The sequence below is a fragment of the Arthrobacter sp. EM1 genome, assembly GCF_029964055.1.
GTDB lineage: Bacteria > Actinomycetota > Actinomycetes > Actinomycetales > Micrococcaceae > Arthrobacter.
This window is the reverse complement of the sequence record NZ_CP124836.1, coordinates 122,546-148,393: the sequence shown is the minus strand read 5'-3', so window position 1 is coordinate 148,393 and position 25,848 is coordinate 122,546. Positions and strand designations below refer to the sequence as shown.

The window sequence follows — 25,848 nt, the reverse complement described above, 5'->3', positions numbered from 1 at the left end:
ACACTTGAACGGTGCCAGCCAATCCTGAATCACCAGTGTCATCGCCCCTGCCAGCGCGGCAGTCCGAGTTTTCCTTCCGGGTGGGAAAACGCCTGAGTGAAAGCTGTTCACCCTCGGCGTCCCAGATCGCTGCCAACGGCGGGGAGTTCCTCGGCCGGACCGGCACCATCAGCACACCGCATGGTGAGATCCAAACCCCGGCGTTTATCGCCGTCGGCACCAAGGCCACGGTCAAGGCGGTGCTGCCGGAATCCATCGCCGGGCTCGGAGCCCAGGCCGTCCTCGCCAATGCCTACCACCTGTACCTGCAGCCCGGGGCGGACATCCTGGACGAGGCCGGCGGGCTGGGCGCGTTTATGAACTGGCCCGGCCCCACCTTCACGGATTCCGGCGGGTTCCAGGTGATGAGCCTGGGCTCGGGCTTTAAGAAGGTCATCGATATGAAGTCGGTGGACCAGTCGGGGCCGGATGACGCTGTCGCCCCGGGCAAGGAGCGGCTGGCCCACGTGGACGAGGAAGGTGTGTGGTTCAAAAGCCACCTCAACGGCGACCGGCACCGCTTCAGCCCGGAAATTTCGATGAACGTCCAGCATCAGCTCGGCGCGGACATTATGTTCGCCTTCGATGAGCTGACCACCCTGCAGAATTCCCGCGGCTACCAGGAGGAATCCCTGGAGCGCACCCGCCGCTGGGCCGAGCGCTGCATCACCGAGCACTTTCGGCTGACATCGGAGCGGACCGGCAAGCCCTATCAGGCACTGTTCGGCGTCCTCCAGGGCGCCCAGTACGAGGACCTTCGACGCAAGGCCAGCCGCGACCTCGGCGCCATGAACTTCGACGGCTTCGGCATCGGCGGGGCGCTCGAGAAGGAAAACCTGGGCACGATCGTGCGCTGGTGCAACGAGGAACTGCCGGAGAACAAGCCGCGGCACCTACTGGGCATTTCCGAGCCCGACGACATCTTCACAGCGATCGAGAATGGCGCGGACACCTTCGACTGTGTCTCCCCCACCCGGGTGGCCCGGAACTCGGCTTTCTATCACCCCACCGGGCGCTACAACCTCTCCGGCGCCAAGTACAAGCGCGACTTCGGGCCGCTACAGGAAGGCTGCGACTGCTACGCCTGCCTGAACTATTCCCGCGCCTACATCCACCACCTGTTCAAGGCCAAGGAAATGGTTTCAGCCACCTTGATCTCAATCCACAACGAGCGCTTTGTGGTGAAGATGGTCGATGACGCCCGGCTTGCCATCGAGGCAGGCACCTTCTTCGACTTCAAGGCCGAGACCCTGGGCCGTTACTACTCCTAGCCGCTGGGCGGCCCTGTCGCCGAAGTCGCCGGAAGCGTGCCATGTCGCCGGAAGGCCGCGGCGAACTCGCAGGCTTCCGGCGACGTCGTGTTTCCACATAGCGACGGCGGGGCCTCCCGGGAACTCCCCGCGGCACCCGAAACTGGCGTCATGCCTCAACAGAAGCCGCTCACGCTTCCGCCGCGTGGAAACCTTTGGCGCACTGACCAGCTAATCGACCTGGGCTACGGCTCCCGGTCCATCAAGTCGTTGCTGGACTCGGGTTCGCTCGTTCGCCTGCGGTACGGCTGCTATGCCCGTGGCAGCGTGTGGAACGCTCTGCCGGCACCGGTCCGCAGCCGGCAGTTGATCTATGCACATGCACACGGAACACTCACCACATCAACCGGGGCCTTCGCCTATAGCCACACTTCCGCAGCTCGTCTGCACCGCCTCTATCTCTGGAACGTGGACGAGCTAATCCATGTCCTGCAGCGGGTGCGCCCGTCGGCCGAGCGCCACGGCAAGGATGTTCGGTGCCACACACGACCCTTCTCCGACACTGAGCTGACACAAGTGGGCGGTCTACGAACAACCTCGCTGGAGCGGACAGCCGCGGATTGCGCCATGCTGCTGAGCTATCGGCAGGCGCTCATCGTTATGGATCATGCGCTGCGTCTTGGTGCGGACCGGTCTCTGCTGCAGGAGATGGCTGATTCACTGGAGGGCCGCCGCGGCATCCGCACCTTCCGCCGAGTACTCGACACGGCGGACGTTCGCTCGGAATCCCCCGGCGAAACGCTGACCCGGGAGCTGTTCCTCCGGCTGGGCATCTCGATGCCCGAACCGCAGGTTGAAGTCACGAGCCGGATCGGACGGCATCGACTGGACTTCGCCTGGAAGAAGGAAAAGGTGGCCATGGAGTTCGACGGCAAGGTCAAATACTTTGACTTTCGGCCCACCGAGGAAGTGCTTTTCGAGGAACGGCGACGCGAGAAGGCCCTGACGGAGGAAGGATGGCTTTTTCTCCGTGTCGAGTGGAAAGACCTCTTCCGCGAACAGGAATTCAAGAACCGTGTGCTCCGGGCGTTGACGGGCCGGCACCACTCGTCCTGAGCCAAGAGCCCGCCGCCCCGAGTTCGCCGGATGCCCGCGAAATCGCCGGAACGTTGCGGCGACTTGGCACGTTTCCGGCGACTTCGGCGGAAGTGGAGTGAGCGCTTACGCCCCGTAGCTTGGCTCGCGCTTCTTCACCCAGCCGATGGCGAGTGAAGTCAGCGGCACAAACGCAAACTCCACGAGGGTCTTGTAGAGGAAACCCACCAGAACGTAGTTCACGAACATCGCGCCGTCGCTGATCCCGATCACGGAGGCTGCGATGCTGCAGAAGATCAGCGTGTCCACAAACTCGCCCACCCCGGAGGATCCCATCAGCCGAGCCCAGAGTGACTTTTCCCCGGTCCGGGCCTTCATCTTCACGAGGATCCAGGAGTTGATCGTTTGGCCCGCGAAGAAGGCCAGGAGCGAGGCGAATACGATCTGCGGGACCGGCCCCAGGGCGCTCTCCAGTGCGGACTGCTTGGCAAGGCCATACTCGTCCCCGAAGCCGGGGAGGGCGATGATGATCCAGTAGCACAGGGACGCGAACACCGATAGCGCGAAGCTGGTCACGATGGCCTTGCGTGCCACCTTGAAGCCGTAGACCTCGCTGATGACGTCGCCCAAAATGTACGCGAGCGGGAAGAGGAAGAACCCGCCGTCGGTGATGATGGGCCCGATTGCCACACCCTTGGATGCGCCGATGTTGGAAAGGATCAGCACCACTGCCATAACAGCCAGCATGATGCCGAAATACGGCGATCCAATGGTGGCAAACTTTGGCGGGGCGGCAGCAGGGAAGGTCTTGGCGGAAGTCATGGGTAATCCATTCGTAGTGGTTCGCTCGGCGGTCCGGAACGGTTCTGGGCCCGGGGTGGCCGGCTGTATTAGCACTGGAGGCTCCGGTGCAGCGCGCCGGGAACCGCTTCCATTCTCGCACCTTGGCCGGGCCGGCCGCCCGCCGCGGCCCAGCCCCGGCTATGGATACCTCCGCACAGCCACGCACTCACAAATTTGAACACGCTCAAAACCTGTGCCACACTTTTTGAACACGTTCAGAAATGAGGACGACCATGGCAGCCAAGAGCGATCAGACCCGGCAGCGGGTGGCGGACGTCGCATTGCGGATGTTTCGTGACATCGGCTTCGAAAAAGCCACCATGCGCGCCATTGCGGCCGAGGCCGGAGTGTCCGTCGGCAACGCCTATTACTACTTCGCGTCAAAGGATGACCTGGTCCACGAGCTCTATCTCCAGGTCCAAGGCCAGCACGCGGACAGGGCCGCGGAGGCCGTCGTCGGGTTTAACGACCTCAGCGCCAGGCTGAAGGCGACAATGCACGCGGGCCTGGACGTTATGGCGCCGTACCACCGCTTCGGCGCCGATTTCATCGCCACCGCCATCCGCCCGGCGTCGCCCGTCAACCCGTTCAACGCAGAATCCGGCAGCGCCCGGGAAGCGTCGCTGGCCATTTTCCGCGCCGCCGTAGACGGAGCACGCCCGGGGCCGCCCCGGAGGCTCCGGGCGGAACTGCCCGGGCTGCTCTGGCTGGGGTACATGGGGGTCACCCTCTTCTGGGTGTACGACACCTCGGAGGGGCAACGCCGGACCCGGAAACTTGTTGACGGCGCCGCCCCCCTGATCGCCCGCGGGCTCTCGCTCACGAGAATTCCAGGCGTCGGCAGGATCCTGGACGACGCCATGGACTTAGGCCGCACGGTCCGGGGCTAACACCGGGCATCAACTCACAATTATGGGAGAACTATGGGCAGAAGCATTGTGGTCGTGGCCGGCGCCTCTGGATTCATCGGGCGCTATTTCCGCCGCCGGTTCGGGCAGGACGGCTGGGACGTCCGGACCATCGGCCGGTCCCCCGCTGATACGGCTCGCTGGGGTGACGACAGCGCTATCACCGCCGCACTCGACGGCGCCGAACTCCTCGTGAACCTCGCGGGCCGTTCGGTGAGCTGCCGCTACACCGGGCGGAACAGGGCCCAAATCCTGAACTCCCGGGTGTCTACCACCGCGGCATTGGGCCGCGCCCTTGCACGTTGCAGCACTCCCCCCGTCGCCTGGCTGAACGCCAGCACGGCAACAATCTACCGGCACGCGGAGGACCGGCCCCAAACTGAGGACGACGGCGAGCTCGGCACCGGGTTCTCCGTCGACGTCGCCCGCGCCTGGGAAGCGGCCCTCAACCAGGCGCCGACGCCGCAGACCCGGAAGGTGGCGCTGCGGATTGCCATCGTGCTGGGGCCCGGCGGCGGGGTGATGCGGCCCTTTGCGACCCTCGCGCGGCTGGGCCTGGGCGGAGCCATGGGCCCAGGGACGCAGAAATTCAGCTGGATCCAGGTGGAGGACCTCTACCGTGCAGTGCGCTTCCTGAGCCGGCGCACCGACCTTGCCGGCCCGGTTAACATCGCGGCGCCGGACGTGGTGACCAACCGCGACCTGATGCGGGCGGTCCGCCGCACCCTCGGAGCGCCGTGGGGCATGCCCACTCCAGCATGGCTCCTCAAGCTCGGAGCCGTGCTGATCAGAACGGAGGCCGAACTGGTGCTCAAGAGCCGTTGGGTGGCACCCCGGAAACTGCTCGACGCCGGGTTCGTCTTCCTGGAGCCTGCGCTGGAACCGGCGCTGGAGCGGATCTGCGGACCCCGTCGGCCCTCTGGCGCCGCGGATTGAGTTAACGGCGACGGCGGGCCGCCGGCTACCGGAACCGAAATCCCGCAGCCGGCAACCCGCCGTCGTCCGCGCCGAGTCCGCGCCGAGTCCGCGCGGCGTCCGCGCGGCGTCCGCCGTCGTCCCCGCCGAGTCCGCGCTTAGTCCGCGCGGCATCCACACCCTACCGGCGCGTGGCGTCGATGAGGTCCTTGCCTTCGCCGTCGCGGTCCGCTGCGGACTCCCAGGCGTGGCCCTGCTCGTGATCCAGGTGCGTGGACTTCTTATTCTTGAGCGCGAAGATGTAGACCAGCAGCGAAATGGCGATGGCCACTGTGACGTAGGTGAAGAACAGGTCCACCTGGCCGACCTTCTGCAGGGCGGCCCCGATCAGCGGGACCGTGCCGCCGAAGAGCGAGTTCGCGATCGCGTAGCCCAGTCCGACGCCGAGGGCGCGGATGGACGCGGGGAACAGCTCGGCCTTTACCAGGGCGTTGATCGAGGTGTAGCCGCCGACAATAAGCAGGCCGCCCATCATCAGCAGGAACGCGGTGAACGGATCCTTGGTGCCGGCCAGGGTGGAAAGCAGCGGCCAGGTGAACACCACACCGGTGATGCCGAACCAGAGCAGCAGCGGCTTACGCCCGACCTTGTCCGAGATGATGCCGTAGACGGGCTGGAGCAGCATAAAGATGAACAGGGCCCAGAAGTTGATCACCGAGGTCTCGGTCTTGGCGATGCCGGAGGTGTCATTCATGAACTTCAGGATGAAGTTGGTGTACGTGTAGAACGCCACCGTGCCGCCGAGGGTAATGCCGATGCAGATCAGCAGCGGCTTCCAGTAGCTGGTGAACAACAGTCTCATGGTGCCCGGCTGCGCCTGCCCGGCGACGGCGGGGGCCTTGGCGGCCTCGAGCTGTTCGGCCGAGACGGTTTCCTCCATCGAACGGCGCAGCCACAGGACTACAAGCGCGGCGACGCCGCCAATCGCGAAGGGGATCCGCCAGCCCCACTCGCCCAGATCGGCCTTGGGGATAGAGTTCTGCAGGATGACCAGAACCAGCAGGGCCAGCATCTGGCCGCCGATCAGGGTGACGTACTGGAAGCTGGAGAAGAATCCGCGGCGCTTGGTGGTGGCAGCCTCGGACATGTAGGTGGCGCTGGTGCCGTACTCGCCGCCCACCGAGAAGCCTTGGATCACGCGGATGAGGACCAGCAGGATCAAGGCCCACAGGCCGATCTGCTGCTGCGTGGGCAGGATGGCGATGGCAAAGGACCCCGCGGACATCATGGTCACACTCAGGGTCAGCGCGGCCTTGCGTCCCTTGCGGTCCGCGTAGCGGCCGAAGAACCAGGCGCCGACCGGCCGCATCAGGAACGACGTCGAGAAGACGGCCATCGCTTCGAGGCCGGCCTGGAGGTCGTCGGTGGGATTGAAGAAGTGCGACTGGAAATATGCCGCGAACACTGTATAGACGTAGAGGTCGTACCACTCCACGAGGTTGCCGGCAGATCCTTTGAGAATATTGCTGACGGCTTTTCTGGTCTGCGCCGCTTCGGACAGCTGGGTGCTCATCGATGAACCTTCCTGGATCCGGCGCCGCAAGAAAGCAACACCGTCCGCCACCCTAGTCCCGGTGATCCGGGCCACTCGGGTTGTGTTCATATTGGTCATACGCACAATGCGTCCGGATTTCCCGGGGTGGCAGGATAGATCCATGACTCCTTACGCCGTGGACAAGCTGACCTCCGACGCGGGCCCCTACCCCGCCGTCGCCCTGACCATCGCCGGCTCCGAGGCGACCGGCGGCGCCGGCGCACAGGCGGACCTGAAGACCTTCCAAGAACTCGGCGTCTTTGGTATCGCCAACCTGACCTGCATCGTGTCCTTTGATCCGAAGGACAACTGGAACCACCGCTTTGTCGCTATCGACCAGCAGGTCATCGCCGACCAGCTGGAGGCAACGACGGCGGCGTACGGCGCCGCCTCCGGTGCGCCGTCCGCGCTGGATACGGTGAAGATCGGCATGCTTGGCAGCCCGGCGACGATTTCCACGGTGGCCTCGGCGCTGGCCGCGGGACAGTTCCGCCACGTGGTGCTGGACCCGGTGCTGATCTGCAAGGGCCAGGAGCCGGGCCATGCACTGGACACCGACCAGGCGCTCAAGGCGCAGATCCTGCCGCTGGCCACCTTCGTTACGCCGAACCACTTCGAGGCCGAGTCACTCTCCGGGCTGGAGATCACCGACGTCGAATCCCTCAAGGCCGCGGCTGTGCGCATCCATGAACTCAGCGGTGCGGCGGTGCTGGCGAAAGGCGGTGTGCGCCTGGCCGGCCCGGACGCCGTCGACGTCTACTACGACGGCGAAACGCTCGAGGTCCTCTCCGCCCCGAAGGTCGGCGAGGTGGCCGTCTCCGGCGCCGGCTGCTCGCTGGCTGCCGCGGTAACGGCCGAGCTGGCCAAGGGCGCGGCGCCGCTGGAGGCAGCCCGGACCGCGAAGGAATTTGTCACGGCGGGGATCCGGAACCGCGTTCCCTCCGGTGCACCGTTCGACGCCGTGTGGCAGGGCGGCCCGCGCTAGCCCCTCCCGCGCCCGCGCTAGCCCCTCCCGCGCCCGCGCTAGCCCCTCCCGCGCCCGAGTTCGCCGGAATCGCCCCGGTTCGCCGGAAGCTTCCGGCGAACCGGGGCGATTCCGGCGAACTCGAGAAGGGCTAGCGGCGCGGGATGTTGCGCAGGTTGCTCCGGGCCATGCTGACGGCCTCACCGGCGCCCCGGTTGAGCACCACTTTGGACATCGCCGTCGCGAACCCGAGGATCTGGGCACCTTTGATCTTCGGCGGCAGCGAGAGCGCTTTGGGGTCGGTGATGAGTTCCACCAGGGAGGGTCCCGGATGGGCAAAGGCTTCCCGGTAGGCGGCCTTAATCCGGGACGGATCCGTGACGCGGACGGCATGGAAGCCCAGGGCCCGGGCCACGGCCGCATAGTTGGCATCGGGCACATCGACGCCAAAGTCCGGCAGCCCGTCCACCAGCATCTCCAGCTTGACCATGCCCAGGGTGGAATTATTGAACACCACCACATTGACCGGGAGCCGGTGCGCGGCCACTGTGATCAGCTCCCCCAACAGCATCGACAGGCCGCCGTCGCCCGAGACCGAGACCACTTGGCGCCCGGGGTAGGCCAGTTGGGCGCCGATCGCCTGCGGCAGCGCGTTCGCCATGGAGCCGTGCAAATACGAGCCGATCAGCCGCCGGGTACCCAATGGGTTGATGTAGCGGGCGGTCCAGACGTTGCACATACCCGTGTCCGCGGTGAAAATCGCGTCCTTGGCGGCGAGCTGGTCCAGCAGCGACGCGGCATACTCGGGATGGATCGGCTCGGTTTTCTCCACTTTCCGGGTGTAGGCGCCGACGGCTTTGTTCATCAGCCGGTCGTGCTTCTTGAGCATCGCGTCGAGGAACCGGCGGCTCTTCTTTGCTGCCAGCAACGGCATCAGCGCGGTCAACGTGGGCAACACGTCGCCATGGACCGCGACGTCGACGTCGGTGCGCCGGCCCAGGTTTTGCCCGGCCCGGTCCACCTGGGCCGTCCGGGTCGCGGGCAGGAACTGGTCGTACGGGAAATCGGTCCCCAGCAGGATCAGCAGGTCCGCGTCCTCAATCCCCTCGGCCGCCGCGCCATAGCCCAACAGCCCCGTCATACCGATGTCGTAGGGATTGTCGTACTGCATAAAATCTTTGCCGCGCAGCGAATGGCCGATCGGCGCCTTGAGGAGTTCGGCGAGTCCAATGACCTGATCATGGGCGCCCTGGACGCCTGCACCGGCAAAGATGGCGACCTTGTCCGCGGCGTTGATGGCGTCGGCAAGTTCCTGCACGCTGGCGGGGTCCGGGACCAGCGTGGCCGGCAGGAAAGCTGCCGGCGCCGGGGTTTCTGCGGTCGCGTCCAGTCCCGCGATGTCGCCGGGCAGGGTCACGACGGCGACGCCCCGAAGCGCGACGGCATGCTGGATGGCGCTGTGCATCACCCTCGGGGCCTGGCCGGCGGTGCTGATCAGCTCGGAGTACACCGAGCACTCGTTAAAGAGCCGGTCCGGGTGCGTTTCCTGGAAGAAGCTGCTGCCGATTTGTTTGCTGGGAATGTGCGAGGCGATCGCCAGCACCGGCGCGCCGGAACGGTTGGCGTCATAGAGGCCGTTGATCAGGTGCAGGTTTCCCGGCCCGCAGGAGCCGGCGCAGACCGCCAGACGGCCGGTCAGCTGGGCTTCAGCCGAGGCCGCGAACGCGGCTGCTTCTTCGTGCCGGACATGGATCCAGTCGATCCCGCCCTTCGCGGCACCGCCGGTTTTGCGGACGGCGTCGACAATCGGATTGAGGCTGTCGCCGACAATTCCGTAGATACGCTGCACGCCGGCGGCTTGCAGTTGTTCGATGAGCTGGCTGGCAAGTTCCTTGGCCATGGCTGGGCACTCCCGCGGTCGGATCCGTTAGCTGACACGGCCAATATAGTCGCCCCGGCCGCGTGCCGCGCCAGGCGGGCCCCGGCCGGTCCTGGCAGTGCCCAGCTAGTTCCCCGCGTGCGCCTGCAGGAATGAGTAGACCTCGGTCTCGTCCACGCCGGGGAAGGCGCCCGGCGGCATCGCTGCAAGCAGGTGCGAGTGGGCCCGTGCGGAGGGCCAGGCATTGCCGGCCCACTCCGAGGTCAGCGCGGCCGGCGGACGCTTGCAGCAACTCTCATCCGGGCAGGTCGACGTGGACCGCTCGGTGGTTTCCCGGCCGCGGAACCACTTCACCTGCGCATACGGGACACCCACGGAGAGCGAGAACTCCCCGTTCGCGGAGCGCTCCGTGCGCGCCGTGCACCAGTAGGTCCCGGCCGGGGTGTCGGTGTACTGGTTGTAGGCACTGAACTTGTCCGGCACATCGAAAACCACCCGGGAGGTCCAGTTCTTGCAGGACGGCTGGCCCTCGATGGCGCCGGTGTGGTCCTGCGGGAACGTCACTCCGTCGTTCTCGTAAGCCTTGTAGATAATGCCGCTTTTGTGCGTCTTCTGGAAGTGCGTCCGCAGGTCCAGGTGCTCGGTGGCGAGGTTGGTAAAGCGGTGCGCCGCGGTCTCATACGACACGGCGAAGGCGTCCCGAATGTCCTCCACCGAGATCTCCTTGGCCTGCTTGGCCTTTTGCAGGAACTCCACGGTGGCCTGCTCCGGCAGCAGCAGCGCAGCAGCAAAGTAGTTGGTGGCCACCCGCTGCATCAGGAAGTCGCCGTAGTTCGTGGGGGTCTGGTGCCCCAGGACATAGTGGCCCAGTGCCTGCAGCAGCACCGAGCGCGGATCATGGTCGCTGCGCGCGTTCTGGGTGAGGTAGATCCGGCGGTTCTTGAGGTCGGTCACCGAACGAGTGGAGTGCGGGAGGTCGCCCACGTGGTGCAGGCTGAACCCGAGATGCCCGGCAATGTCTGCGATGACGTGGTGGGAGAGCGGGCCGCTGGTGTGGCCGACGGAGGCGAGGACCTTTTGCGCTTCCGCCTCGTACTCCGGGAAATAATTGTTCCGCTCGCGCATCATGGCGCGCAGCTTCCCGTTCGCGCGGCGGGCCTCCTCCGGCGTCGCCACCTGCTCGTTGAGCCGCCGTTCCAGCTCGTGTTGGAGCCCCACCATGGACTCCAGCACATCCATGGGCAGCCGGGAGCTGATCCGGATCGTCGGCAGCTTCAGCGACTCATAGATGGGGCTGCGCTGGTAGCGCTCCAGCTCAATCTCCAGGGCCGCGCGACGGTTGGGCGGTTCCGCACCGAGCAACTCGTCGATGCTGACACCAAGGGCCCCCGCCAGCTGCTGGAGCAGACCGAGCTTGGGTTCGCGCTTTCCGTTCTCGATCAGGCTCAGCTGGCTGGGGGCCGTTCCCACCGTGGCGCTCAGGTCATCAAGAGTGAGTCCGGCGGCCTTGCGGAGGTGCCGGACCCGGCGGCCCATGCTGATGACGTCGACTTCAGGGACGGCGGGGGCGGTCGCTGCGGATGCGGGACGGTTCCAACTGGCGGGGTGCATTTCTTAAGAATACGCGAAGAAGTTCATTTCTTTCCATGGTTTTGGTCTAGAAAGATGCGTGGAAGTGCAGAAAAGTGGATCTTACGGAAAAGTTACACCGCTCCGGATCAGCCAGGGGCTCTGCGAAGAAGCAGCGCACCCGGTCCCGGACCCACCAAGGAGACAAAGATGACTGCAGCATTTGAGCCCACCCAGCAGACGCCCGCTGAGCAAGCCGCGGCCCTGGAGCTCGAGTGGGCCGCCAACCCGCGCTGGGAAGGTGTCACCCGGGACTACAAGGCCTCCGACGTCGTCCGGCTGCGCGGCCGTGTCTCCGAGGAACACACACTGGCACGCCGCGGCTCGGAGAAGCTGTGGAAGCAGCTCACCGCCGAGCACAAGGAAGGCAAGTACACCAACGCCTTGGGTGCACTGACCGGCAACCAGGCAGTGCAGCAAGTCAAGGCCGGCCTGCGTGCCATCTACCTTTCCGGCTGGCAGGTTGCGGCCGACGCCAACAACTCCGGCCACACCTACCCGGACCAGTCCCTCTACCCGGCCAACTCGGTGCCCACTGTGGTCCGGCGTATTAACAATGCCCTGCTCCGCGCCGACCAGATCGAGTTCTCCGAAGGCATCCAGACCGTTGAGGACTGGATGGTCCCGATCATCGCCGACGCCGAGGCAGGCTTCGGCGGGCCGCTGAACGCCTACGAACTGATGAAGTCCATGATCCAGGCCGGCGCCTCGGGAGTGCACTGGGAAGACCAGCTCGCTTCGGAGAAGAAGTGCGGCCACCTCGGCGGCAAGGTCCTGATCCCCAGCCAGCAGCACGTCCGCACACTGAACGCCGCCCGCCTGGCAGCCGACGTCGCGGGCACCCCTTCCGTCATCATCGCCCGCACCGACGCCGAGGCAGCCACCCTGATCACTTCCGACGTCGACGACCGGGACAAGGAATTTGTCACCGGCGAGCGCACCGCGGAAGGCTTCTACAAGGTCCGCAACGGGATCGAACCCTGCATCGCCCGCGCCAAGGCCTACGCCCCGTATTCCGACCTCATCTGGATGGAAACGGGCACCCCGGACCTGGAGCTGGCACGTAAGTTCGCCGAATCCGTCAAGGCAGACTTCCCGGACCAGATGCTCTCCTACAACTGCTCGCCGTCGTTCAACTGGAAGAAGCACCTCGACGACGCCACGATCGCCAAGTTCCAGCGCGAACTCGGCGCCATGGGCTTCACCTTCCAGTTCATCACTCTGGCCGGCTTCCACGCCCTGAACTACTCGATGTTTGATCTCGCCCACGGCTACGCCCGGGAAGGCATGAGCGCCTACGTCGAGCTGCAGGAGAAGGAATTCGCCTCCGAATCCCGCGGCTACACCGCGACCAAACACCAGCGCGAAGTTGGCACCGGCTACTTCGACGACATCGCAACCGCGCTCAACCCGAACGCATCCACCTTGGCCCTGGTGGGATCCACCGAAGAAGGCCAGTTCCACTAGACACCCGACGGCGGTGCCTCCGTCCGGCCTTCGGTCCGGCATTGCTCTGCCTGCTATTCCCCATTGCCGCCGCTGCTTCGTTTCCACATCGCGGGGCGGCAATGGGGCCCCTTTTACGCAGGCTGCCGCAACACCGGCACCTTCGGCCTGGTACGCACGTCGCCAGCCGCCCTCGAACTTGCTTCTTCTCTAGGGAGAGATTGAAATGAACAGTTTCACTGACAACTTCACCATCAACGGAATCACGTTGACGGCCCAGCCCATCTGCCGGCAGAGCGAGGTCCTGACGCCGGACGCGCTGGCCTTTGTTGGCAAGCTGCACAAGGCCACTGCGGAACGTCGGCTGGAGCTGCTGCAGGCCCGCCGTGACCGCCGCCAGCAGATCGGCAAGGGCCAGGACCCGCGGTTCCTGAGCGAGACCGAGTCCGTGCGCAACGATCCGACCTGGCGCGTCGCCCCGCCCGCCCCCGGCCTGACGGACCGTCGAGTCGAGATCACCGGCCCGGTGGACAAAAAGATGACCATCAACGCGCTGAACTCCGGTGCGAAGGTGTGGCTCGCGGACATGGAGGACTCCTCCACCCCGTCGTGGCGCAACGTCATCCAGGGCCAGCTCAACCTCATCGACGCCTTGGAGCGCCGGATCGACTTCACCTCAACCGAGGGCAAGGAATACAAACTCCACCCCGCCGCGGACCTGCCGACGATCGTGGTCCGTCCCCGCGGCTGGCACCTGCCGGAAAAGCACATGCTCATTGACGGCACCCCGATCGCCGGCGGCATCGTGGACTTCGGCCTGTACTTTTACCACAACGCCCGCCGCCTGATCTCGCAGGGCAAGGGTCCGTACTTCTACCTGCCGAAGATCGAGAACCACCTCGAAGCCCGCCTGTGGAACGACATCTTTATCCTCGCCCAGGACCTGCTCGGCATCCCGCAGGGCACCATCCGCGCCACCGTGCTGATCGAAACCATCACCGCCGCGTTCGAAATGGAGGAAATCCTCTACGAGCTCAAGGACCACGCCGCGGGTCTGAACGCCGGCCGCTGGGACTACATCTTCTCCCTGATCAAGAACTTCCGCACCCGCGGCCCGCGTTTTGTCCTGCCGGACCGCAGCCAGGTGACCATGACGCAGCCGTTTATGCGTGCCTATACCGAACAGCTGGTCCGGGCCTGCCACAAACGCGGTGCCATGGCGATCGGCGGCATGGCGGCGGCTGTCCCCAACCGCAAGGACGCCGAGGCCAACGCGATCGCCATCGAGAAGGTCCGTGCCGACAAGACCCGCGAGGCCGGCGACGGCTTCGACGGCTCCTGGGTGGCGCACCCGGACCTGGTTCCGGTCTGCCGTGAAGTGTTCGACGGCGTCCTGGGCGAACGCCCGAACCAGCTGGACCGGCTCCGCGAGGACGTCACCCCGGACGACCGCGCACTGCTCGACATCGCCGCCACCACCGGCACCATCACCGAGCAGGGCATCCGGAACAACATCGAAGTTGGCATCCGCTACATCGAGTCCTGGCTTCGCGGCAACGGCGCCGTCGCCATCCACAACCTGATGGAGGACGCCGCCACCGCGGAGATTTCCCGCTCGCAGCTGTGGCAGTGGATCTTCTCCCGTGCCATCACGGACCAGGGCGAGGTCATCTCCCGCGAATGGGTGGAGGACATGCTGGATGAGGAGTTCACCAAGCTGGAACGCTTCGAGGGCGACCGCTTTGCCGACGCCCGGGACATCTTCGAGGAAGTCACGCTCACCCCGTCGTTCCCGGCATTCCTGACCCTGCCGGCCTACGACCGGTTCCTGCATGAAGCGCGCGACGGTGAGCTCCCGGTCGAGGACCCCGCACTCGCCCCCGCCTGAGGTCCGGACCGGACCCCCGGAAGGTAAAGATTTCCGTCTGCTGGGCTGCCACGCCCTTCGCAACAGGCACCCCCGAGATCCGGGGCGGCGGCCCAGCGACGGAAGACCCCCGCAGCAACTCGACGACGGCGTCGGGAAGTAACAGCCAGGGCCCATGTTCCCCAGGGAATATGGGCCCTGGCTGTCCCTCCGCGGAAGCGGTGCGCCCGGTTCAGTGTGCTTTCGGGACGTGACGGAGCGAAAAAGCGGTGCCCAGGATGAACATCGCCACGGAGCCGAGCACCATCAGCAGTGGCCCGGTCCAGGACCCCGAGACGCCGTTTACATAGCCCAGGAGGGTCGGCGCCAGCGCGCCAAAGGAATAGCCGACCCCCTGCACCACGGCGGACATCCGGCCGGCCGAGGCCTGATCCCGGGCCAGCCGGATGATGGCAATAAAAACCAGGGTGATGCCGCCGCCCTGGGCGATGCCCCCGAACGAGGACCACAACCACCACAGCCCGGGCGAGAGCAGCAGGCCCGCCGGGACGGTCAGCCACAACAATCCCAAAGTGAGTCCGACCGCCGTCGTACTGGCGAAACGGGCCGCCAGCGGAACCCCCAGACCGCCGACGATGGCGAGAATCTGGAACAGTGAGGACCCGGCGCCGGCCCCATCGGCCGTCATGCCCAGCTCGTCGGCGAGGATACTGGGCAGCCACGCGGTCACACCATAGTAAGAGAACGCCTGCCCGGCGAATCCCACGGTCAGTCCGACCGTAATCCAGCGCGACGCGCGCTTGATCCCGGCGCGTCCCGCGTCCGGCATTGGGACGGGTTCAGGGCGGAATGCCCGGTTGCCGAAAGCGAACAGCCAGGCCAGCACGGCCGCGACGGCGAAGAGCCCGCAGGCGCCAAGGGCCAGCCGCCACCCAAGCATCCCGGCCAGCGGCGCCATCACCATGGCGGTGACAAAGGAGCCAATGTTAAGGGCCGCGGTGTAGATGCCCATCGCGGTGGCCTGCCGGGCCGGTGCAAAGTCCCGCCGGATGATCAGCGGCACGGCGATGTTGCCGATCGTGATGGCGATCCCGAGGATCGCGGTGCCCAGCATAACCGTGGCGCCGCTGCCGGCGGAACGGACAATGATGCCCAGCAGCACCCCCAGGAGGGTGAGACTGATGGCGGCTTCGGCGCCGAGTTTGCGCCCGGTCAGCGAGGCGAGCGGGGAGGCGAGGGCGAAGCACAGCACCGGGATGCCCGTCAGGAGGCCCAGTTCCACCGGAGAGAAGCCGAGTTCCTGCTGCATCAGGCCGACCACCGGCGCCACGGCCACGAACGGGCCGCGCATGTTCAGGGCGATGAGCCCGATTGCGGCCAGCAGGATCCAGCTGCGCGGCACCTTGGCGAGGACGTTGGCGCTCATGGCTGCCGCAGCCCGGCCGGCGGGCGGAAATATGCTTTCATCAATCCCATTGCTATCACGGGCCACGGCCGGGCAGGCGTTTATGACAGGTCCCCGAACCCGAGTGTTAGCCTGCCGCCTGCAGGGTCGCCTCGATCGCTGCCGGCGAGAGGACGTACTGCGTGACCATCTGGCTGGCGCCCAGGATGGCGGCCTGGTCCCCGGCCATGGACAGGCCGATCCGCAGGTGGGTGGTGGCCAGCGGCAGCGAACGCCGGTAGACCACCTCCCGGACCCCCGCCATCAGGTGTTCGCCGGCCTGGCCCAGGCTTCCGCCGATCACGATGACCGAAGGATTAAGCAGGTTCACCACGGTGGCCAGGACGTCGCCGAGGTCCCGGCCGGCTTGGCGCAGCGCCTGGATCGCCTGCAGGTTTCCGCCGGCCACAAGCCGCAGCACGTCGCCGCCGTTTTCCGCCTGCAGGCCTTGGAGCGCCAGGCCGTGCGCGATGGCGGGGCCGGAGGCGAGCGCCTCAAGGCAACCGTAGTTGCCGCAGCGGCAGAGCACCTCGTCGCCGCGGGGCACCCGGACGTGGCCGAGGTCTCCGGCCGTGCCGTCGGCGCCGCGCTGGAGTTGGCCGCTGCTGATGATGCCGGCGCCAATGCCGGTGGCCACCTTGATAAAGAGGAAGTTCTCGTGTTCCGGCCAGTAGCCGGTCCGCTCCCCTAACGCCATGATGTTAACGTCGTTATCCACCAGCACGGGGACCGGCAGCGAGCGCCGGACGTGCCGGACGACGTCGAACCCGTCCCAGCCGGGCATAATGGGCGGCTTCACCGGCATTCCGGTGCCGTGCTCCACGGGGCCGGGCAGTCCGATGCCGACGCCTGCGAGGTCGTCCCTGCCGCGGCCGGCCTGGCCCAGCAGCTTGGTCCCTTCGGCGACGAGACGGTCCAGCACAACATCCGGGCCGTCGGCGACATCCTGGGTCAGCCGACGCTCCGCCAGTACGGTGCCACCCAGGTCCGTAACGGCGATGATCATATGCGTGGCTCCGACGTCGACCGCCAGCACAACGCGGGCGGCCGGGTTGAAGGCAAAGCGCGACGGCGGCCTGCCGCCACTGGAGCTGGCCTCGCCGGCGGGCCCCACCAGTCCGGAATGCATCAGCGCGTCGATGCGGGATGCGACAGTGGAGCGGGCCAGGCCGGTGGTGAGCGCCAGTTCGGCGCGGGTGCGGGCCTTGCCGTCGCGCAACAACTGAAACAGGTCACCGGCTCGGGAAAGGCTGCCGGCGGCCTCGGGCGCGGCGGGTTCGGCGCCGGTGGTCGTACTCATGAGTAAGTGATAGCACGAAGTTCTTATGCATGTCACCTTGAAGAAAGACTGGCACTAAGTTTGCAACTTTTGCTTGACGGTCAGCATAAGTCGTTCTAGCTTGGGGTGTGAGGCGGCTCACTTGCCTGACTGAACCGGACGCCCCACGAAGGTGCGTCGGGCGGTCCAGTAAAAACAGCTGCAGCTCACACCCCAACGACGAGGAGAGACAGTGTCATACTCGATCCAGCTCTACACGGTCCGCAAGGCCCTTGAAGAGGATCTCGCTGGAACCATCCAGCGCCTGGCCGACATCGGCTTCACCATGGTTGAGCCCTATCGTTTCGTCGCCAAAGCCGCTGAACTGAAGCAGGCCATGGCCGAGAACAACCTCACCGCACCTTCCGGCCACGCGCCCCTGCTCAGCGATGATCAGGACGCCATCTTCGCGGCGGCACGGCAGCTGGGCATCGGCACCGTCATCGATCCGCACGTTCCGATCGAGCGCTGGAACACGATCGAGGACATCAAGGAGACCGCATCCCAGCTCAACGCCGCCGCCGCCAAAGGTGCCGGCTATGGCGTCCGCGTCGGCTACCACAACCACTGGTGGGAAGTTGAGTCGGTGATCGACGGCAGGACCGCCCTGGAGCACCTCGCCGACCATCTGGACCCGGAGGTCGTCCTCGAGCTCGACACGTACTGGGCTGCCGTCGGCGGCCAGGATCCGGCCGGCCTCCTCGCCCGTCTGGGCAACAGGGTGAAGTTCATCCACATCAAGGACGGACCCGTCACCGCCGACCCCGCCAGCCAACTCGCCGTGGGTGACGGCAAGATGCCGGTCTGGGACGTACTCGCGGCGGCAGGATCCCTCGAAGCCGGTGTGATCGAACTGGACGATTTCCAGGGCGACATGTTCGACGCGGTCCGGGACAGCTACAACTACCTCAGCGCCGGGAAGGTCTCCGCATGAGCCACTCAGCAGCAGCGTCCGGCCCGCTTGGATCGGGACCTGTCGGCGTCGGCATTATCGGCGCCGGGGTCATCAGCAAGCAATACCTGGATAACCTCACGAGCTTCCCGGACGTCAGGGTCGTCGCGATCGGGGACCTCTTCGAGGAGGCTGCCGCCGCCCGCGCAGCCGAGTACGGGATTGAAAACCACGGCGGAGTCGACGCCGTACTGGGCAACCCCGACGTCGAGATCGTCATCAACCTGACCATCCCGGCAGCCCACGTCGAGGTGGCCACCCAGGCCGTCAACGCCGGCAAACACGTCTGGAGCGAGAAGCCCTTCTCGCTGGACCGCGAAAGCGGCCGCGGACTGCTCAAGGCGGCCGACGCCGCCGGTCTTCGGCTCGGCTGCGCCCCGGACACCTTCCTCGGCGCGGGGCTGCAGACCGCGCGCCGGATGATCGATCGCGGCGACATCGGCACACCACTGACGGCCCTGACCCTAATGCAGTCGCCCGGCCCGGAGTCCTGGCACCCGAACCCCGCATTCCTCTTCCAGGACGGCGCCGGTCCCCTGTTCGACATTGGCCCGTACTACCTCACCACCCTGGTCCAGACCTTCGGCAGTGTCCGACGGGTGGCGGCGTTCGGCTCCACGTCCCGCGAAACCCGGGTCATCGGTTCCGGACCGAAGGCCGGCGAGGAATTCGCCGTCACCGTCCCCACGCACGTCAGCTCCATCCTGGAGTTCGAAGGCGGCGAGTCCGGCCAGAGCATTTTCAGCTTCGATTCACCGTTCAAGCGCGCGGGCTTTGTGGAAATCACCGGCTCCGACGCCACCATCGCCCTGCCGGACCCGAACAACTTCGACGGCGACATCCGGATCTGCGCGCTTGGCTCCGACGACTGGACCACCGTCCCGTCCATCGGCTCCACCGCCGGCCGCGGCGCAGGGGTGCTGGAAATGGCCCGCGCCATCCGCGCGGGCCGGCCGCACCGGGCCCAGGGTGAGCTGGCATTCCACATCCTCGACACCATGGCCGCCATCTCCGACTCGATCGACACCCGCGCCTTCGTGGAGGTCGAAAGCTCCGCCGCCAAGGTCCCTGCCCTACCCGAGGACTGGGATCCGACCGCGGCGACACTCGCTGCCCGGTAGTCCCAGCCCGACCCTATACACCAGCCCCAGCTCGACGACGAGAAACCCGGAGCAACCATGAAGAACCCCATTAAAGTCCTGTCGGCCCTGGCCGCCACGGCATCGCTGGCATTCGGCATGACCGCCTGCGGCGGCAGCAGCCAGGCAACCAACAGTGACACCATCACCTACTGGGCCTCCAACCAGGGCAACAGCCTCGAGGACACCGCGGCCAAGCTCAAGCCCAGCCTGGACCGTTTCACCGAGAAGACCGGAGTGAAGGTCAAGCTCGAGGTCATCGGCTGGAGCGACTTGTACAACCGCATCCTGACCGCCGTCACCAGCGGCGACGGCCCCGACGTCCTGAACATCGGCAACACCTGGGCAGTCACCCTGCAGGAAACCGGCGCGTTTGAGCCGGTGGAGGGTGCCTTGCTCGAAGCTGTCGGCGGCAAGGACCGTTTCCTGCAGACCAGCTGGTCCACCGGCGGCGCTGATGGCAAGGCCCCGACCTCGGTCCCGCTGTACGGGCTCGCGTACAACATGTACTACAACCCGAAAATGTTTAAGGAGGCCGGCATCGAGGCGCCGCCGGTCACATGGGATGAGTTCGTCGCAGACGCCAAGAAGCTGACCAAGGACACCAACGGCGACGGAAAGCCGGACCAGTGGGGCTTTACGGCTGCCGGAGCCTCGGTCTCCGCCAACTCCCACCAGGCCTTCGTGCGCGGGCTGCAGAACGGCGGCGCCCTCTTCGACAAGGACGGCAAACCGACGTTTGACAGTGCCGCCCAGGTCGAGGGTGTGAAGCAGTGGGTTGACCTGATGGCAACTGACAAGGTGATGTCGCCCTCGGACGCCGAAATCTCGGATGGCTCGCAGAAAGTGGACAACCTGATCAACGGCAAGGCAGCAATGGTTTTCGACCAGAGCCCGGTTAAGAACTTTGAGGCCCGCGGCTTCACGGACTGGGCCGTTGCCCCCATCCCCATGATGAAGGCAGGTGCCAGCGGACCCGAAGGCACCCAGAGCCACGTCGCCGGCATCAACCTGAGCGTGTTCAAAAATTCCAAGAACAAAGAAAACGCAATCAAGCTGGCCGGCTGGCTCACCAGCGACGCCGAGCAGGTCGCGCTGAACAAGGCCTACCGTTCCCTGCCGGTGGTTTCCAGCGTCTCCTCGGATGCCGCATTCCAAACCGACGAGGTCAAGCTCAAGAACGACGCACTGGCCAACCATGCCCTGCCCATGCCGCTGATCCCGAAGGAAGGCCAGATGGAAACGCTGACAGGCACCGCGATCAAGAACCTTTTTGCCAAGGCTGCCACCGGGACCGTCACGGAAGCAGACGTCCAGTCCGCCCTCAAGGATGCCAACAACCAGATGGTTGCGGCCCAGTAACAATGCCTGACAGGTGCGGGGGCCACGCCCCCGCACCTTCGGCCAAGGAGCTTCCATGACCCACTCAGCATTGGACCGCGGCGATCCCGCACCCGGCGGCGGCGACGCCCCGCAGCCAGGGCTCGCCTCCGGCCCTGTTCCTGATCCTCCGGCGGCACGGACCGCATTGCCGGTCCGCAAGAAGAAAAAGTCCTTCCTCCCCTACGGCCTTGTCCTGCCAGCGGCCCTGCTCGAGCTGCTCATCCATATCGGCCCGATGCTTCTGGGGGTGTGGATTGCCTTTATCTCGCTCACCCAGCTCAACCTCACCAACTGGCTCAACGCCCCGTTCGTCGGCCTGCAGAACTTCGTCAACGGACTGAACCCCGAAAGCACCATCGGCCAGGCGTTCTTTAGCACCGTCGGCCGGACCCTGCTCTACACCGTGACGGTGGTTGGCTTCTCCTGGGTCCTGGGCATGGCCGGCGCGGTGTTCCTGTCCTCCAATTTCAAGGGCCGCGCCATCCTGCGGACCTTCTTCCTGGTTCCCTACGCCCTGCCTGCCTATGTGGGCACAATCGCCTGGGCCTTTATGTTCAATCAGCGCGACGGCGCCGTGAACCAGATCCTCGTTGACACCCTGCACCTTTTTGGGGACGAGCGTCCGTTCTGGCTCCTGGGCCAAAACTCCTTTGGTGCCATGATCGTGGTGAACGTCTGGCAGCTGTGGCCGTTCGCGTTCCTGATGCTGATGGCCGCCCTGCAGACCGTCCCCGCCGACGTCTATGAAGCCGCTTCGATTGACGGGGCCTCGCTCTGGCAGCAATTCCGCAGCATTACCCTGCCGATGGTCCGCCCTGCGAACGGCGTGCTGCTGCTGGTGATGTCGCTCTGGACCTTCAACCAGTTCAACATCCCGTTTGTGCTCTTCGGCGCGGCCTCCCCGAAGGAAGCTACCCTGGTTTCGCCGCTGATCTACCAGAACTCTTTCGGCAGCTGGAACTTCGGCCTGGGCGGCGCCATGAGCGTACTGCTCCTGATCGCTTTGTTCATTGCGTCCTTCTTCTACATCCGCATGGTGCTGCCCAAGGGGGCCGACAATGATTGAGACCCGCAACTTCCGCATTCTGCGCAATATCGTCCTGACCATCTTGTCCCTCTGGGTGGCCGTGCCGCTCTACGTCGTTGTGTCCACTTCGCTCAAGCCCCTCAAGGACGTCTCCGGGCTGTTCCAGTGGATCCCGGACGAGCTCACGGCTTCGCCCTACTTCGATATCTGGACCACGGTGCCGCTGGCCAAGTATTTCCAGAACAGCCTGATCATCACGGTGGCCGCCACGGTCTGCTCGGTGACCGTCGCCGTACTGGCCGCGTACGCCGTCGCGCGGCTGCAGTTCCGCGGCCGGCGCGCCTTCAGCCTGACGGTGCTGTCCACCCAGATGTTCCCCGGCATCCTGTTCCTGCTGCCGCTGTACCTGATCTTCACGCAGATCAGGAACGTCACCGGGTTGCAGCTCCAGGGCTCATACCTGGGCCTGATCATCACGTACATGACCTTCACCCTGCCGTTCGCCATCTGGATGCTGACCGGGTATTTCGCCGCCATCCCCAAGGAACTCGAAGAGGCCTCGATGATCGACGGCACCGGCCGGATGGGCGCCCTGTTCCGGGTCATCCTGCCCGTGGCCAAGCCGGGCATCATCGCCGTGGCGGTGTACTCGTTTATATCCGCCTGGGGGGAAGTCCTGTTCGCCTCGGTCCTGACCAACGAGGCGACCAAAACGCTGTCCCTGGGGCTCAAGTCCTATGCCAGCGAATCCGACGTGTTCTGGAACCAGTTGATGGCCGCGTCCGTGGTGGTCAGCCTGCCCGTACTCATCGGCTTCATCCTGGTCCAGAAGCACCTCGTCGCCGGGCTGTCGGCAGGGGCAGTGAAGTAGGCGCGGCAAACGCAGTGAATTCCACCCGGCCCACCCCTTGACCCGGCATGCGCCGTTGCGGCCCGGCCACCCCAGTTCCAAGGAGCATCAGATGACGACGGCGCCCACGCCACCGCCGGCGCAGCCCGGCACCCGCACCTTCACCCCGTCCGGCCGGGCAACCGGTTCCCCTGCCGGTTCCCCGCTCGGCGTGGCCATGATTGGCTACGCGTTTATGGGCAAGGCCCACTCGAACGCCTGGCGCAACGTGGCCAGCTACTTCGACGTCCCGGCCTTCGAACAACGCGTCCTGGTCGGACGGGACGCGGCCGGGGTAGCCGAAGCGGCCGCCAGGTACGGCTGGGCGGAGTCCTCCACCGACTGGCGCTCGGTGATCGGACGCGACGACATCCAGATCGTGGACATCTGCGCCCCGGGCTTTATGCACGCGGAGATCGCCGTCGCCGCGCTGGCCGCCGGCAAGCATGTGCTGGTGGAGAAGCCACTCGCCAACACCCTGGCCGAAGCCGAGTCGATGACCGCTGCGGCGAAGTCGGCCCGGCGCCAGGGTATCCAGTCCATGATCGGCTTCAACTACCGGCGCGTCCCGGCCCTGGCCCTGGCCCGGGAACTGATCAGCGAGGGCCGGCTGGGCGCCATCCGGCACGTCCGGGCGGCATATCTGCAGGACTGGCTCGTTGACCCGGCGTCGCCCATAACGTGGCGGCTGAACAAGGACACCGCGGGCTCCGGTGCGCTGGGGGACATCGCCTCGCACGCCATCGACCAGGTGCTGTTCCTGCTTGGCGACCAGGTCACCGAGGTCTCCGGCCGGCTGCACACCTTCACCTCGCACCGCCCCGGCCGGAACGGACTCGAAGAAGTAACTGTCGATGACGCCGCCTGGGCCACGCTTTCGCTCGCCTCCGGAGCCGTCGCCTCGGTGGAAGTCTCCCGGGTCGCCACCGGGCGGAAAAACTCGCTCAAACTGGAGATCTACGGGGACAAGGGTTCCCTGCTCTTCGACCTTGAGTCGCTGAACGAACTGGGTTTCCTGGACGCAACGGTGCCGGTCCGGGAACAAGGCTTCCGGCGCATCCTGGTCAACGAACCGGTTCACCCCTATGCCGCCGCCTGGTGGCCGCAGGGGCACGTGATTGGCTGGGAACACACTTTCACCCACGAAATCCGGGATTTCCTCGTCGCGATCGGCGCCGGCTCCGAGCCCTCGCCGTCCTTCGAGGACGGCTTGACCGTCCAGCGTATTCTGGCCGCAGTGGAGGAAAGTGCGGCGGCCAAAAGCTCCATCATCCAACTCGCCGGCGACCCGACCGCCGGCATCCCTGCATCGAACCCCGCCCCCGAAGGAGCCTGACATGGCCCGCCCGTACACCCTGTTCACCGGCCAGTGGGCCGACCTGCCCTTCGAGGAAGTTGCGCGCCTGGCGTCCGGCTGGGGCTACGACGGCCTGGAAATCGCCGTCTCGGGGGACCACCTGGACGCCTGGCGCTGGGACGAACCCGGCTACGCCGAGTCCAAACTGGCCGTGCTTCAGAAGTACAACCTCAAGGTCTGGGCCATCTCCAACCACCTCAAGGGCCAGGCCGTCTGCGATGATCCGATCGACTTCCGGCACGAGGCCATCGTCGGGGCCAAGGTCTGGGGCGACGGCGACCCCGAAGGCGTCCGGCAGCGAGCCGCCGAGGAAATGAAACACACGGCACGCCTGGCCAGGGCCCTGGGCGTGGACACCGTAGTCGGGTTCACCGGCTCCTCGATCTGGCAGTACGTCGCGATGTTCCCGCCCGTACCGGAAAAGGTCATCGAGGCCGGCTACCAAGACTTCGCCGACCGCTGGAACCCCATCCTGGACGTCTTCGACGAATGCGGCGTCCGCTTCGCCCACGAGGTCCACCCGTCCGAGATCGCCTACGACTACTGGACCACAGTCCGGACCCTCGAGGCGATCGGCCACCGCGAGGCCTTTGGGCTGAACTGGGACCCCTCCCACTTTATGTGGCAGGGCATCGACCCGGTCTCCTTCATCTGGGACTTCCAGGACCGGATCTACCACGTGGACTGCAAGGACACCAAGCTGCGCCCCACCGGCCGGAACACCGTTATGGGCTCACACCTGCCCTGGGGCGACCCGCGCCGCGGCTGGGACTTCGTCTCCGCCGGCCGCGGCGACGTGCCGTGGGAATCGTCCTTCCGCGCCCTGACCGCGATCGGCTACACCGGCCCGATCAGCATTGAATGGGAGGACGCCGGCATGGACCGGCTGCACGGCGCCCCCGAAGCCCTCGCCGCGCTCAAGAGGTTCGACTTCCCGGCGTCGAATACCTCCTTCGACGCCGCGTTCAAGCAGTAAGTCAGGGGTCCTTGGTGCCCGGGGCGCTGGCAGCCGGCCACCGCTGCGAAGTCTGGATCGCGTCCCTGACCACGGGTGCCCGCGAGCTCATCCTCACCAGCGCCGTGTTGCTGGAAGCGCCGAACTGGGCAGCGGACAATTCTGCGCTTTTCCTCAACGGTGCCGGTGGCTTGTGGCGGCTGGACATGTCCAGCCGCTCGCTCGGGCAGGTCCCTCTCACCGGCATCCCCGATCTGAACAATGATCATGTTCTGGCCCCCGGCTGCAACCACATCTACCTCTCCGCCGATGACGGCCACATCTACCGGGCGGCGATCCAGGGCGGGGAAGCGGTCCGGGTAACGGAGCACGACGGGTCTTCGCACTTCCTGCACGGCGTGAGTCCGGACGGACGCGAACTCGCCTATGTGGGGGTTGCGGCGGGTGATTTCGCGAAACCGGGTCTGCTCATCACGATGCCGGCCGGGGGCGGACCCGGGACAACAATTGACACCGGGCCGGGGCATTGCGACGGGCCGGAATACGCACCGGAGGGCGAGTGGATCTACCTCAATACCGAGAGTTTCGGCGACTGGCCCGGGCACGCGCAAATCGCTCGTGTTCGCAGCGACGGATCAGGGCTGGAGCAATTGACGCGGAGCGGAACAGTCGATTGGTTCCCGCATATTTCCCCCGACGGGCTTCACGCCGCTTATCTTCGGTTCCCGGCAGGTACCGTCGGCCACCCGGCAGATCTGCCCGTCGAGGTCGTAACGGTCTCGACGGCGGACTGGAACACCGCGCTGCACACCTGGACCCTGCGCGGGGGCCAGGGGACGCTCAACGTCAACAGCTGGTCTCCAGATTCAACCCGCTTCGCCTACGTCGCGTACCCGCTCGGCTGACTCCCGCAGCGGACTCCGGGCGCAACAACGCTTCACAAAGCGCAGGCCGC

21 protein-coding genes are annotated in these 25,848 nt (G+C 65.9%); 15 read left to right on the top strand and 6 right to left on the bottom strand.

The annotated features are described in order from the left end of the window. Positions 1-11: 11 nt before the first annotated feature. Positions 12-1,310 (top strand): tRNA guanosine(34) transglycosylase Tgt, encoded by a 1,299-nt coding sequence (gene tgt, locus QI450_RS00730; RefSeq protein ID WP_226773199.1) that lies wholly within the window; start codon positions 12-14, stop codon positions 1,308-1,310. Between the two features lie 150 nt (positions 1,311-1,460). After that, positions 1,461-2,405, top strand: a complete 945-nt coding sequence (locus QI450_RS00725; protein WP_226773198.1) for a type IV toxin-antitoxin system AbiEi family antitoxin domain-containing protein — start codon at positions 1,461-1,463, stop codon at positions 2,403-2,405. Positions 2,406-2,510: 105 nt separating this feature from the next. On the opposite strand, the gene QI450_RS00720 is transcribed toward QI450_RS00725, so the two are convergent. Next, the gene (locus QI450_RS00720; protein ID WP_226773197.1) at positions 2,511-3,206 is read right to left on the bottom strand and encodes a queuosine precursor transporter; all 696 of its coding nucleotides are present in this window, start codon (positions 3,204-3,206) and stop codon (positions 2,511-2,513) included. Positions 3,207-3,460: 254 nt separating this feature from the next. Between QI450_RS00720 and QI450_RS00715 the strand changes: the two genes are divergently transcribed. After that, positions 3,461-4,117, top strand: coding sequence for a TetR family transcriptional regulator (locus QI450_RS00715; protein ID WP_226773196.1), 657 nt, complete (start codon positions 3,461-3,463; stop codon positions 4,115-4,117). A gap of 33 nt (positions 4,118-4,150) precedes the next feature. Further along, positions 4,151-5,071, top strand: a complete 921-nt coding sequence (locus QI450_RS00710) for a TIGR01777 family oxidoreductase (protein WP_226773195.1) — start codon at positions 4,151-4,153, stop codon at positions 5,069-5,071. A 160-nt stretch (positions 5,072-5,231) separates the two neighbouring features. Here QI450_RS00710 and QI450_RS00705 read toward each other — a convergent pair whose 3' ends face one another. Next, positions 5,232-6,623 carry an MFS transporter gene (locus QI450_RS00705; protein ID WP_226773194.1) on the bottom strand — a complete coding sequence of 464 codons (1,392 nt, stop codon included), beginning with the start codon at positions 6,621-6,623 and terminating at the stop codon, positions 5,232-5,234. 142 nt (positions 6,624-6,765) lie between these two features. Here QI450_RS00705 and QI450_RS00700 point away from each other — a divergent pair, with 142 nt between their 5' ends. Next, positions 6,766-7,629 carry a hydroxymethylpyrimidine/phosphomethylpyrimidine kinase gene (locus QI450_RS00700; RefSeq protein ID WP_226773193.1) on the top strand — a complete coding sequence of 288 codons (864 nt, stop codon included), beginning with the start codon at positions 6,766-6,768 and terminating at the stop codon, positions 7,627-7,629. Positions 7,630-7,759: 130 nt separating this feature from the next. Here QI450_RS00700 and QI450_RS00695 read toward each other — a convergent pair whose 3' ends face one another. Together QI450_RS00695 and QI450_RS00690 are read right to left on the bottom strand one after the other, a co-directional pair. After that, complete coding sequence (locus tag QI450_RS00695; RefSeq protein WP_226775030.1) at positions 7,760-9,508, bottom strand: pyruvate dehydrogenase; 1,749 nt, start codon at positions 9,506-9,508, stop codon at positions 7,760-7,762. Between the two features lie 105 nt (positions 9,509-9,613). Continuing rightward, positions 9,614-11,098 (bottom strand): helix-turn-helix transcriptional regulator, encoded by a 1,485-nt coding sequence (locus QI450_RS00690; RefSeq protein WP_226775029.1) that lies wholly within the window; start codon positions 11,096-11,098, stop codon positions 9,614-9,616. Positions 11,099-11,266: 168 nt separating this feature from the next. Here QI450_RS00690 and aceA point away from each other — a divergent pair, with 168 nt between their 5' ends. Both aceA and aceB read left to right on the top strand, forming a co-directional pair. Further along, a complete protein-coding gene (aceA, locus tag QI450_RS00685) occupies positions 11,267-12,583 on the top strand; it encodes an isocitrate lyase (protein WP_226775028.1) in 1,317 nt (438 codons plus the stop codon). A 205-nt stretch (positions 12,584-12,788) separates the two neighbouring features. Next, positions 12,789-14,450 carry a malate synthase A gene (aceB, locus tag QI450_RS00680; protein WP_226775027.1) on the top strand — a complete coding sequence of 554 codons (1,662 nt, stop codon included), beginning with the start codon at positions 12,789-12,791 and terminating at the stop codon, positions 14,448-14,450. A 211-nt stretch (positions 14,451-14,661) separates the two neighbouring features. Here the strand turns inward: aceB and QI450_RS00675 are convergent, their stop codons facing one another. Next, entirely contained in the window at positions 14,662-15,855 is a 1,194-nt protein-coding gene (locus QI450_RS00675) for an MFS transporter (RefSeq protein ID WP_226775026.1), read from the bottom strand. Positions 15,856-15,961: 106 nt separating this feature from the next. Continuing rightward, entirely contained in the window at positions 15,962-17,173 is a 1,212-nt protein-coding gene (locus QI450_RS00670; RefSeq protein ID WP_226775025.1) for an ROK family transcriptional regulator, read from the bottom strand. Positions 17,174-17,384: 211 nt separating this feature from the next. On the opposite strand from QI450_RS00670, the gene QI450_RS00665 reads away from it, so the two are divergent. The 8 genes from QI450_RS00665 (at position 17,385) to QI450_RS00630 (ending at position 25,798) form a co-directional block, all read left to right on the top strand. Further along, positions 17,385-18,125 (top strand): sugar phosphate isomerase/epimerase, encoded by a 741-nt coding sequence (locus tag QI450_RS00665; protein WP_226775024.1) that lies wholly within the window; start codon positions 17,385-17,387, stop codon positions 18,123-18,125. Further along, a complete protein-coding gene (locus tag QI450_RS00660) occupies positions 18,122-19,264 on the top strand; it encodes a Gfo/Idh/MocA family oxidoreductase (protein ID WP_226775023.1) in 1,143 nt (380 codons plus the stop codon). Before QI450_RS00665 ends, QI450_RS00660 begins: the two co-directional genes overlap by 4 nt. A gap of 57 nt (positions 19,265-19,321) precedes the next feature. After that, positions 19,322-20,644, top strand: coding sequence for a sugar ABC transporter substrate-binding protein (locus QI450_RS00655; RefSeq protein ID WP_226775022.1), 1,323 nt, complete (start codon positions 19,322-19,324; stop codon positions 20,642-20,644). Positions 20,645-20,699: 55 nt separating this feature from the next. Further along, positions 20,700-21,731, top strand: a complete 1,032-nt coding sequence (locus tag QI450_RS00650; RefSeq protein ID WP_226775021.1) for a sugar ABC transporter permease — start codon at positions 20,700-20,702, stop codon at positions 21,729-21,731. Beyond that, complete coding sequence (locus QI450_RS00645) at positions 21,724-22,563, top strand: carbohydrate ABC transporter permease (protein ID WP_226775020.1); 840 nt, start codon at positions 21,724-21,726, stop codon at positions 22,561-22,563. The genes QI450_RS00650 and QI450_RS00645 overlap by 8 nt, the downstream gene beginning before the upstream one ends. 196 nt (positions 22,564-22,759) lie before the next feature. After that, a complete protein-coding gene (locus QI450_RS00640; protein WP_226775031.1) occupies positions 22,760-23,917 on the top strand; it encodes a Gfo/Idh/MocA family oxidoreductase in 1,158 nt (385 codons plus the stop codon). Between the two features lies 1 nt (position 23,918). Then, positions 23,919-24,914: a sugar phosphate isomerase/epimerase family protein gene (locus QI450_RS00635; RefSeq protein ID WP_226775019.1), complete on the top strand. Its 996-nt coding sequence runs from the start codon at positions 23,919-23,921 to the stop codon at positions 24,912-24,914. Between the two features lie 14 nt (positions 24,915-24,928). Next, complete coding sequence (locus QI450_RS00630; RefSeq protein WP_226775018.1) at positions 24,929-25,798, top strand: biopolymer transporter Tol; 870 nt, start codon at positions 24,929-24,931, stop codon at positions 25,796-25,798. Positions 25,799-25,848: the final 50 nt, after the last annotated feature.

What these genes read in the sequence shown, in the direction of transcription:
- QI450_RS00645 (WP_226775020.1), top strand. Translation starts at nt 21,724, where the DNA reads ATGATTGAGACCCGCAACTTCCGCATTCTGCGCAATATCGTCCTGACC.
- QI450_RS00725 (WP_226773198.1), top strand. Translation starts at nt 1,461, where the DNA reads ATGCCTCAACAGAAGCCGCTCACGCTTCCGCCGCGTGGAAACCTTTGG.
- QI450_RS00700 (WP_226773193.1), top strand. Translation starts at nt 6,766, where the DNA reads ATGACTCCTTACGCCGTGGACAAGCTGACCTCCGACGCGGGCCCCTAC.
- QI450_RS00635 (WP_226775019.1), top strand. Translation starts at nt 23,919, where the DNA reads ATGGCCCGCCCGTACACCCTGTTCACCGGCCAGTGGGCCGACCTGCCC.
- QI450_RS00705 (WP_226773194.1), bottom strand. Translation starts at nt 6,623, where the DNA reads ATGAGCACCCAGCTGTCCGAAGCGGCGCAGACCAGAAAAGCCGTCAGC.
- QI450_RS00640 (WP_226775031.1), top strand. Translation starts at nt 22,760, where the DNA reads ATGATTGGCTACGCGTTTATGGGCAAGGCCCACTCGAACGCCTGGCGC.
- QI450_RS00690 (WP_226775029.1), bottom strand. Translation starts at nt 11,098, where the DNA reads ATGCACCCCGCCAGTTGGAACCGTCCCGCATCCGCAGCGACCGCCCCC.
- QI450_RS00670 (WP_226775025.1), bottom strand. Translation starts at nt 17,173, where the DNA reads ATGAGTACGACCACCGGCGCCGAACCCGCCGCGCCCGAGGCCGCCGGC.
- QI450_RS00710 (WP_226773195.1), top strand. Translation starts at nt 4,151, where the DNA reads ATGGGCAGAAGCATTGTGGTCGTGGCCGGCGCCTCTGGATTCATCGGG.
- QI450_RS00720 (WP_226773197.1), bottom strand. Translation starts at nt 3,206, where the DNA reads ATGACTTCCGCCAAGACCTTCCCTGCTGCCGCCCCGCCAAAGTTTGCC.
- QI450_RS00695 (WP_226775030.1), bottom strand. Translation starts at nt 9,508, where the DNA reads ATGGCCAAGGAACTTGCCAGCCAGCTCATCGAACAACTGCAAGCCGCC.
- QI450_RS00650 (WP_226775021.1), top strand. Translation starts at nt 20,700, where the DNA reads ATGACCCACTCAGCATTGGACCGCGGCGATCCCGCACCCGGCGGCGGC.
- QI450_RS00655 (WP_226775022.1), top strand. Translation starts at nt 19,322, where the DNA reads ATGAAGAACCCCATTAAAGTCCTGTCGGCCCTGGCCGCCACGGCATCG.
- QI450_RS00715 (WP_226773196.1), top strand. Translation starts at nt 3,461, where the DNA reads ATGGCAGCCAAGAGCGATCAGACCCGGCAGCGGGTGGCGGACGTCGCA.
- QI450_RS00660 (WP_226775023.1), top strand. Translation starts at nt 18,122, where the DNA reads ATGAGCCACTCAGCAGCAGCGTCCGGCCCGCTTGGATCGGGACCTGTC.
- QI450_RS00675 (WP_226775026.1), bottom strand. Translation starts at nt 15,855, where the DNA reads ATGAGCGCCAACGTCCTCGCCAAGGTGCCGCGCAGCTGGATCCTGCTG.
- aceB (WP_226775027.1), top strand. Translation starts at nt 12,789, where the DNA reads ATGAACAGTTTCACTGACAACTTCACCATCAACGGAATCACGTTGACG.
- aceA (WP_226775028.1), top strand. Translation starts at nt 11,267, where the DNA reads ATGACTGCAGCATTTGAGCCCACCCAGCAGACGCCCGCTGAGCAAGCC.